At 69.3% G+C, this 8528-nt stretch carries 8 protein-coding genes; 2 read left to right on the forward strand and 6 right to left on the reverse strand.

Annotated elements, in window-relative coordinates:
* Positions 1–64: 64 nt before the first annotated feature.
* Positions 65–958 carry a flagellin gene (locus M0P34_RS10985; protein ID WP_291498999.1) on the forward strand — a complete coding sequence of 298 codons (894 nt, stop codon included), beginning with the start codon at positions 65–67 and terminating at the stop codon, positions 956–958.
* Positions 959–1095: 137 nt separating this feature from the next.
* Here the strand turns inward: M0P34_RS10985 and M0P34_RS10990 are convergent, their stop codons facing one another.
* From M0P34_RS10990 to M0P34_RS11005, 4 genes are read right to left on the reverse strand one after another with little or no spacing between them, the layout of a single operon-like run.
* On the reverse strand, positions 1096–1614 hold the full coding sequence (locus M0P34_RS10990; protein ID WP_291499002.1) for a metallophosphoesterase family protein: 519 nt from the start codon (positions 1612–1614) through the stop codon (positions 1096–1098).
* Between the two features lie 9 nt (positions 1615–1623).
* Positions 1624–3126, reverse strand: a complete 1503-nt coding sequence (locus M0P34_RS10995) for an MlaD family protein (RefSeq protein ID WP_291499004.1) — start codon at positions 3124–3126, stop codon at positions 1624–1626.
* 46 nt (positions 3127–3172) lie between these two features.
* The gene (locus M0P34_RS11000; protein ID WP_291499006.1) at positions 3173–3934 is read right to left on the reverse strand and encodes an ABC transporter ATP-binding protein; all 762 of its coding nucleotides are present in this window, start codon (positions 3932–3934) and stop codon (positions 3173–3175) included.
* A 4-nt stretch (positions 3935–3938) separates the two neighbouring features.
* Positions 3939–4709: an ABC transporter permease gene (locus M0P34_RS11005; protein ID WP_291499008.1), complete on the reverse strand. Its 771-nt coding sequence runs from the start codon at positions 4707–4709 to the stop codon at positions 3939–3941.
* Between the two features lie 250 nt (positions 4710–4959).
* Between M0P34_RS11005 and M0P34_RS11010 the strand changes: the two genes are divergently transcribed.
* Positions 4960–6204, forward strand: a complete 1245-nt coding sequence (locus M0P34_RS11010) for an HD domain-containing phosphohydrolase (RefSeq protein WP_291499010.1) — start codon at positions 4960–4962, stop codon at positions 6202–6204.
* A 146-nt stretch (positions 6205–6350) separates the two neighbouring features.
* Here M0P34_RS11010 and M0P34_RS11015 read toward each other — a convergent pair whose 3' ends face one another.
* Both M0P34_RS11015 and argJ read right to left on the reverse strand, forming a co-directional pair.
* Entirely contained in the window at positions 6351–7019 is a 669-nt protein-coding gene (locus M0P34_RS11015; protein ID WP_291499012.1) for an HD domain-containing protein, read from the reverse strand.
* An 8-nt stretch (positions 7020–7027) separates the two neighbouring features.
* A complete protein-coding gene (argJ, locus tag M0P34_RS11020; RefSeq protein ID WP_291499014.1) occupies positions 7028–8203 on the reverse strand; it encodes a bifunctional glutamate N-acetyltransferase/amino-acid acetyltransferase ArgJ in 1176 nt (391 codons plus the stop codon).
* Between the last annotated feature and the right edge of the window lie 325 nt (positions 8204–8528).

Here is an 8528-nt window from a genome sequence, read left to right on the forward strand (position 1 = left end):
CAACACGGCGCAACCCCGAACGCAGCACGGAAGCTGCAAAACCATTCTAAGGAGGGAAAACCGCATGTCTCTGGTTATCAACCACAACTTGATGGCGACCAACGCCGCCCGCAACCTCAGTTCGTCCTTCGGAGCCCTGAGCACGTCGGTCCGCCGCCTGTCCTCGGGCCTGCGCGTGGGCAGCGCCGCCGACGACGCCGCCGGACTGGCCATCCGCGAGCTCATGCGCGCGGACATCGCCGCCCTGAACCAGGGTGTCCGCAACGCCAACGACGCCATTTCGCTGATCCAGACCGCCGACGGCGCCCTGGGCGTCATCGACGAGAAGCTGATCCGCATGAAGGAACTGGCGGAGCAGGCGGCCACGGGTACCTACAACTCCGACCAGCGCCTGATCATCGACTCCGAGTACCAGGCAATGGCCTCGGAAATCACCCGTATCGCCAACGCCACGGACTTCAACGGCATCTACCTGCTGAACGGCAACCTCTCCGGCGGCACCCACGACGGATCCGGCCTGGTTTCCACTGGCAAGATGAAGATCCACTTCGGCACGGCCAACGACTGCTCCGAGGACTACTACTACATCCAGATCAACACCTCCACGGCGTCGGCCCTGGGCGTTGGCAACCAGTCCGACCCCACCGGAGCGGGCTACTCCATCTCCACGCAGTCCGCGGCGCAGAACGCCCTGGTGGCCCTGAACGAAGCCATCGTCTCCAAGGACAACATCCGCGCCAACCTGGGCGCCCTGCAGAACCGGTTGCAGAACACCATCTCCAACCTGCAGATCCAGTCCGAAAACCTCCAGGCCTCCGAGTCGCGTATCTCCGACGTGGACGTGGCCCTGGAAATGACCGAGTTCGTGCGCCAGCAGATCAAGTCCCAGTCGGCCGTGGCCATGCTGGCCCAGGCCAACAGCCTGCCGCGTCTGGCCATGCAGCTCCTGGGCGGCTAAGGGCACCGGCCTCGCGGCAACGCGCGCGGCCCGCATGGCGCCAGACCATGCACCAAGAAGGCCCCCTTCCTCGGAAGGGGGCCCTTTTGCGCCCGGAGCGCACGGCGCGGGCAAGGCACAGGCGGACGGTGGAGGGGCTATCCGGCGGCCCGCGCGCCGCCGAGCACGCGCGGCACGGCCACGGCCTCGCGGGTCAGGCCGCCGTCCGGGGCCACATGCACATAGGCCAGGGTGGGGGCGCTGCCCGACTCGCGCAGGCTGCCGGGGTTGACCACCCAGGCCTGGCCGTGGCGGACCCACTCCGGGGCGTGGGTATGGCCGAAGCAGATCAGATCGTAGCCCGGGCCGAAGGACTCGGCCACCTTGCGCGAAAGCCCCGTGCGGTCCTGCCCCCAGCCGTGAACCACGCCCACGGTCAGCCCTGCGGCGGTGAACGAGACGCGCTGCTCCAGCTCCCGGGACAGCTCCCACTCGCACATGTTGCCCGCCACGGCGTAAAAGCACGGGTGCTGGAGGAAGAACGACCACAGGGCCTGCCCGGTCATGTCACCGCAGTGGACGAGCACGTCGGCGGGCTCCAGGTAGGCCTGGTACACGGCCTGCATCCAGGGCGTGGGCGCGCCCGCGTGGGTGTCGGAAATGACGGCTATCCTCATGGCGCGCCCCTAGTTGACCGGAATGGGGGCGCTGCTCATGAGGTACTTCAGGTCGTCGTCGGTGAACGACAGGCCCACGCCGCCGAAGAAGGACGCATCGGAGGCGAAGTCGTCCACTCCGGCGGTGAGGTAGAAGTTCTTCAGGAAGTACAGCCGCCCGCCCGCCTTGAGGTGCGGCGGGTCGTCGTGGTCGAAGTCGAAGGCCTCGGCGTACAGGCGCACGCGGTCGTCCCACAGGAAATAGTCCAGGCCCACGCCGCCGGTGGACTCGAACAGGCCGCCGCGCAGGGCCACGTTGTCCCAGCGCTTGGCCAGCTGGGCGTTGAAGGTGATCTTGTCGCGCTCGGTCTTCTCCTCGATCTCGCGGGTTTCGCTGTAGCCGGCCCCGGTCCACACGCGGCTCAGGGTCTCGGTCTCCCGCGTGTGGCCGTCGGGGTCGGCCACCACGCCCAGGATGTAGTAGTGGTCCTCGGCGGGTTGCAGGGTCAGGTCCAGGTAGGACTTGACGTTGCCGCTGTCGGCCAGCACCTCGGAGCGGAAGTCCAGGGAGGTGCGGAAGGTGTCCTGCTTTTCGAGGTACTTGTTGATGCCTTCCAGGGCCTTGTCCAGCTCCTTGGAGGTGGTGTCGTCGTTGATGAGCCGCCCCAGGGAGCCCTTGCCCTCGTCGATCTTGGCGGCCACGCTTTGCAGGGAGGCCACGGCCTGGCGCAGGTCGTCGCCCAGCTCCTGGTCGTTGACCATGCGCCCCACGGCGCCCTGGCCCTCGTCGATCTTGGCCATGACGGAGTTCACGCGCTCCAGGGTCTGGCTCATCTGGGCCGAGGCCGTCTCGAAGTTGGCCACGATGGTGTCGATGCCGTCGCGGTTGGTGCCGGAGATATGCTTCAGGTCGGCGGAGAACGCGCGCAGGTTCGCCACGATGAGGTTCACGCTCTCCACGTTCTGCTGGACCATGCCGTTCAGGCTGACGGTCAGGTCGCGCAGGTTGTCGAAGGTCAGGCGCAGGTTCTGCTCGCCCCCGGGCCCGCCGAAGACGTTGGCCACGCTCTTGGCCACCACGCCGATATCGTCGGCGATCTGCCCGACCTTCTGGAAGAGCACCTCCAGGTCGGCGCTGCGGTCCGAGCGGGCCAGGGTGCCGCCGTCGGCCAGGACGGGCGAGTCGGGGCTGCCGCCCGAAAGGTCCACATACTTGTCGCCCAGGACCCCGCGCGACTTGATGCTGGCCACCGTGTCGCCGGGCACCTTCACGGCCCCGGCCAGCTCCAGGGTCAGCCGGGCGCGCCCGCCCTCCAGGGCGATGTCGCCCACGCGGCCGACCTCGATGCCCGCCACCTCCACCGGGGAGTCCACCTTCAGGCCGGTGACGTTGTCGAAGTAGACCACAAGCTCGTAGGTGCCCCGGGACAGGAGCTTGCCCGTGCCCACCTGAAGGGACATGAACGCCAGCCCCGCCAGGGCCAGGAACACGAATATGCCGACTTTGATCTCGGTGCCTGTCTTGAAGGCCATGTTCGTCACTCCGCTTTGCGCGGGCCGGGGCTGCCGGTCCCGCTCCTCAGGCTATGGTAATCGGCCCCCTGGCCTCGCCCCGGATGAACTGGCGCACCACGGGGTCCGCGCTCTCGCGGACGGCCTCGGGCGGGCCGCTGGCGATGATGCGGCCATCGTACAGCATGAAAACCTCGTCGGCGATGGAGAAAGTCGCACGGATGTCGTGGCTGATGACCAGGCAGGTGGCCCCGAACTCGTCGCGCGTTTGCAGGATCAGTTCGTTGATGTTGGCCGCCATGACCGGGTCCAGTCCCGATGTGGGCTCGTCGAACAGCACGATCTTGGGGTCCAGGGCGATGGCCCGGGCCAGCCCCACGCGCTTGCGCATGCCCCCCGAAAGCTCCGAGGGCATCTTGTAGCCCATGCCCCCCAGGCCCACGGCGGCCAGCTTGTCTTCCACCACTCCGGCGATCTCGCGCCGGGAGAGCCGGGTGTGCTCCGCCAGCGGGAAGGCCACGTTGCCCGCCACGGTCATGGAGTCGAACAGCGCGCCCTCCTGGAACAGCATGCCGAACTTGCGGCGCACCGGGGTCATCTGGCGCTCGGTCAGGGGCACGGTGTCCTGCCCCTCCACCAGCACCTGCCCGCTGTCGGGCTTCATGAGGCCGATGACGTGCTTCATGAGCACGGATTTGCCCCCGCCGCTGCGCCCGATGACCACGCTCACGCTGCCCGGGCGCACGGCCAGGTTCAGCCCGTCCAGGACGCGCTGGGCGCCGAAGCTCTTGCGGATGTCGCGCAGTTCGATGATCGGGTCCACGTCCATATCCCTACATCATGAGCGATGTCAGAACGTAGTCGCTGGCCAGGATAAGCACGGAAGCCAGCACCACGGCCTGGGTGGTGGCCCGGCCGACGCCCTCGGCGCCGCCGGAGGTGTAGAAGCCCTTGTAGCAGCCGACCAGGGCGAGAATCACCCCGAACACGGCCGCCTTGGCCAGGCCGTTGTAGATGTCGGAAAGCTCCACCAGCTCGTAGATGCGGTTCATGAAGATGCCGCCGTTGATGCCGAGCATCTTCACGCCCACAAGGTAGCCGCCCAGGATGCCGACAAAATCGGACACCACCGTGAGCAGCGGCAGCATCACCAGCCCGGCCACCACCCGCGGGGTCACCAGGTACTGCACCGGGCTGATGGCCATGACCGCCAGGGCGTCCACCTGCTCGGTGACGCGCATGGTGCCGATCTCCGCGGCGATGGCCGATCCGGCCCGCCCCGTGACCATCAGCGCGGTGATCACCGGCCCCAGCTCGCGGGTCATGGACAGGGCCACCGTGGCGCCCACCAGCCCCTCGGCGGAAAACAGCCGGAAGGCGTGGTAGGTTTGCAGGGCCAGGACCATCCCGGTGAACAGCGAGGTCAGCAGGACCACGAACAGCGAATTGACGCCCACGAACTCCATCTGGCGGAAGAACAGGCCCACGCGCCACGGGGGGCGCACCAGCGAGACCGCCGCCTCCCACAGCAAAAGGGCCATGCGCCCCGATTCGGCCACGGCCTCCAGGAACCCGCCGCCAAGCCACGCGAAAAACCGTGTCATCCGTGCCCCGTCTCTCCAGAACGCGCCCCGCGCGGGAGCGCCGCTTGCGCCAGATTCCCATCCCCCGCCCCCGGGACGCCGCCCCGAAAGCCCCAAGCAAACATCTTATCTATCACTAAACCTCGCGCTTTGCCAGAGACAAGCGGGGGGTCCGCCTGCGCAAGGGCCGGGGCAATCCACCCTGGCGCTTGTCCCGCGCCGGGTGATGGGCTAAGGTGACGCAAAAAATCCCCTTCCGCCGGAGACTCCGATGCAACCAACGCACCCCGCCCCCGACGGCGCGGGACTCCTTCGCGAAATCCTGGCCATCAACGAGAGCCTGAGCCGCCTCAAGGACCTCGACGCCATCCTGGACCGCGTCCTGGCCGAATCGCGGCGCATCGCCGGGGCCGACGCAGGCACGATCTACCTCGTGGAGAACGGCCGGCTGCGCTTCGGCTATGTGCACAACGACACCTTCAACCGCGAGGGCGATGTCACCAGGGACGTATACGCCGACTTCACCCTGCCCATCGACTCCACCTCCATCGTCGGCCATGTGGCCGCCACGGGCCAGCCCCTGGACATCGCCGACGCCTACGCCATGCCCCCCGACGCCCCGGTGGCCTTCAACCCCGACTTCGACCGCAGGACGGGCTACCGCACCACCTCCATGCTGACCCTGCCGGTGACCACATCCCAGGGCACGGTCTCGGGCGTCATCCAGCTCATCAACGCCAAGGACGACGCGGGGCGGCCGGTGCCGTTCTCCGCCCAGGCGCGCACCGTGCTGCCCCTGCTGTCCACCGCCGCCTCGGTGGCCATCGAACGGGCCATCATGACCCGCGAGCTGATCCTGCGCATGATGCAGATGGCCGAACTGCGCGACCCCTCGGAAACCGGGGCCCACGTCACCCGGGTCGGCGCCTACTCCGCAGAAATATACCACAAATACGCCATGATGCAGGGCATCGACGAGACCCTGCGCAAGAAAACCAAGGACCTGATCCGCGTGGCGGCCATGCTCCACGACGTGGGCAAGGTCGGCATCTCGGACAGGATACTCAAAAAACCCGCCCGACTGGACCCCGAAGAATTCGCGGTCATGCGCATGCACACGGTCTTCGGCGCGCGGCTGTTCGCCAACTCCACCTCGGAGCTGGACGCCATGTCCGGACGCATCGCCCTGAACCACCATGAAAAATGGAACGGCACCGGCTACCCCGGGCACCTGGACGGCCCGGCGGACACCCGGCCCCCGGGTCCGCCCAGGGCCGGGGCACAGATTCCCCTGGAGGCGCGCATCGTCGCCCTGGCCGACGTGTTCGACGCCCTGGGCTCGCGGCGCTCCTACAAGGCCCCCTGGCCCGACGAGAAGATCATCGACCTGCTGCGAAGCGAACGCGGCGCGCACTTCGACCCCGACGTGGTCGACGCCTTCCTGGACATCTTCGATGTCATCGCGGCCATCCGCGACAAGTACGCCGAGGACAAGCCCGGCCAGGCCGACGGCTAGCGCCGCCCCCCGGCACCGCCAGGGCCTCCGGGGCCAATGCCCTGCCCTGCGGCAAGGCAACGCGGCCGCTTCCTGCGGACGCCGCACCGCCCCCGCCCGCCGGGGCCCCCGCCCGCGCGCGTTGTCCGGCCGGGGCCCGGCCGCCGTCACTCCCCGCCCGGCGCCTCGCCCGGCCCGGGGGCCTGCCCGTCCTTCACGCCGTTGCGGTTCTTCCACCACTGCTCGTCCTGCCCCAGGAACCACCAGTCCGTATGGTCCGTGGCGGCGATCTGCCGCGCCAGGGCCCGGCCCTGCTCGGTGCGCAGACGCTCCAGGGCGCAGGCCAGCCACTTGTCCGCATAGCGGTTGCCCAGGTCCGACTGCTCCTTGAGGTTCAATATCAGGTCGATCTGGTCGGCGTCCTGGGCCAGGCGGGCCTCCAGGGTGTCCATGCCCTCCAGCTCGTCCCACATGCCAAGGAGCATGGCCGACAGCCCCGTGCCCCGCGCGGCATCCTGCAGGGCCCGTACGCGGTCCGAGCGGTTGTAGGCGTGGTTCACATAGTTGAAATCGCCGGTGCGCGCCTCGTGCAGGTCGTGAAACAGGCACATGAGCGTGGTCCGGGCCTCGTCCGCCCCGGCCAGGCGCGCCAGCACGCAGCCGATGACCGCCGTGCGGAAGCTGTGCTCGGCCACGTTCTCCGCGCCCGTGCCCAGGAACTGGTAGCCCGTGCGCGGCGTCTTGCGCAGCATGCCGACCTCGAAGAGGAAGTCCGCCAGCCGCCCCAGCCGCTGCGCGGCCGCCGGGGCCCCGGGGCCGGATCGTTCGCGGGTCATGGGCCCTCCTAGCTGCGGTAGTCGGCGTTGATGGATATGTACTCGTGGGTCAGGTCCGAAGCCAGCAGCACCGCACCGCCCGGCCCCTCGCCCAGGGTCACCTCGATGTCCACGTCCTGGCGGCGCAACACCGGCGCCATGATGGCGTCGATGTCCAGGTCCACCGGGCGGCCGCCCTCGAAAATGACCTCCCCGCCGATGGCGATGGTCACCGCCGCGGGGTCGAACTCCGCCCCGCTGCGCCCCAGGGCCGCGGCGATGCGCCCCCAGTTGGCGTCCTTGCCGTACAGCGCGGTCTTGACCAGGGGCGAATGACCCACCGCGCGCACGGCCAGCTCGGCCTGGGCGTCGTCCACCGCACCGCCCACGGAAATGCGCATGACCTTCGTGCCGCCCTCGGCGTCCTGCACGATCATGTAGGCCAGGTCCTGGCAGACCTCCACCAGGGCCTCGTACAGCGCCTGGGCCGATTCCTCGTCGGCGACCTCCACCCCGCTGGCCCCGCCCGCCAGACCGAACACGCAGTCGTTGGTGCTGGTGTCGCCGTCCACCGTGATGCGGTTGAAACTCTCGTCCACGGCCTGGGCCAGCATCCGCCGCCACGTCCCGGCGTCCACCTCCGCGTCGGTAAGCACCACGCCCAGCATGGTCGCCATGTCCGGGCAGATCATGCCCGCGCCCTTGCAAAGCCCGAGCACCACCGCCGGCGTCTCGCCCACCCGCGCCCAGCTCACCTTCGGAAACGAATCCGTGGTCATGATCGCCTTGGCCGCCTCCAGGGGCCCGGCCTGCCCCAGGCTCCCGCCCAGGGGGCCCACCGCCGCGCGCCAGCGGTCCAGCCGCAGCCGGGGCCCGATGACCCCCGTGGACATGGGCAGGATGTCCCCGGGCTCAAGCCCCAGGGCCGCCCCCGCCAGCTCCAGGCTTTCGCGACAGTCCGCCAGCCCGGGCTCGCCGGTGCAGGCGTTGGCCTGGCCCGAATTGATCAGGACCGCCCGGGCCGTCGACGAGGCCGCAATGGCCTGCATGCCGACCACAACCGGGGCCGCCTTGAACAGGTTGGTGGTGAACACCCCCGCGCTGGCGGCGGGACCGTGACTGACCACGGCGGCCAGATCGTCGCGCCCCTCGCGCTTGAAACCGGCCTGGGCCACGGCGAAGGAAAATCCCTGGGGAACGAGCATGGCGGACTCCGTATGCAATGTTGACCCCGGGGCGCACGGCCACAGGGCCGCCCCCCGGAAGCGAAGCGGCGCACAGGATACATGCGCGCCGGGGGGTTGTAAATCGCGCGGGACGGGGCGACGGCGACGGGCCGAGGGCGGGGGAAGGAGAGGCGAAGGGCGAGGAAAAGGAGCCTCCGGCGGCCCGGGCTCCGCCCGGGACCCGGCAGGGGTTGTCACCCCTGCACCCCGCATGCCGCCCGGCAACCGCACGGCGAAGCGCCGCGCGGTTGCCGGGCGGGAAGGGGCGGGGGCGACGGCGACGGGCCAAGGGCGCGGGGCGAGG

It is taken from the genome of Desulfocurvus sp. (assembly GCF_023230885.1).
In the GTDB taxonomy this organism is placed as follows: domain Bacteria; phylum Desulfobacterota; class Desulfovibrionia; order Desulfovibrionales; family Desulfovibrionaceae; genus Desulfocurvus.

What these genes read in the sequence shown, in the direction of transcription:
- M0P34_RS11010 (WP_291499010.1), top strand. Translation starts at nt 4,960, where the DNA reads ATGCAACCAACGCACCCCGCCCCCGACGGCGCGGGACTCCTTCGCGAA.
- M0P34_RS10990 (WP_291499002.1), bottom strand. Translation starts at nt 1,614, where the DNA reads ATGAGGATAGCCGTCATTTCCGACACCCACGCGGGCGCGCCCACGCCC.
- M0P34_RS10995 (WP_291499004.1), bottom strand. Translation starts at nt 3,126, where the DNA reads ATGGCCTTCAAGACAGGCACCGAGATCAAAGTCGGCATATTCGTGTTC.
- M0P34_RS11005 (WP_291499008.1), bottom strand. Translation starts at nt 4,709, where the DNA reads ATGACACGGTTTTTCGCGTGGCTTGGCGGCGGGTTCCTGGAGGCCGTG.
- M0P34_RS10985 (WP_291498999.1), top strand. Translation starts at nt 65, where the DNA reads ATGTCTCTGGTTATCAACCACAACTTGATGGCGACCAACGCCGCCCGC.
- M0P34_RS11015 (WP_291499012.1), bottom strand. Translation starts at nt 7,019, where the DNA reads ATGACCCGCGAACGATCCGGCCCCGGGGCCCCGGCGGCCGCGCAGCGG.
- argJ (WP_291499014.1), bottom strand. Translation starts at nt 8,203, where the DNA reads ATGCTCGTTCCCCAGGGATTTTCCTTCGCCGTGGCCCAGGCCGGTTTC.
- M0P34_RS11000 (WP_291499006.1), bottom strand. Translation starts at nt 3,934, where the DNA reads ATGGACGTGGACCCGATCATCGAACTGCGCGACATCCGCAAGAGCTTC.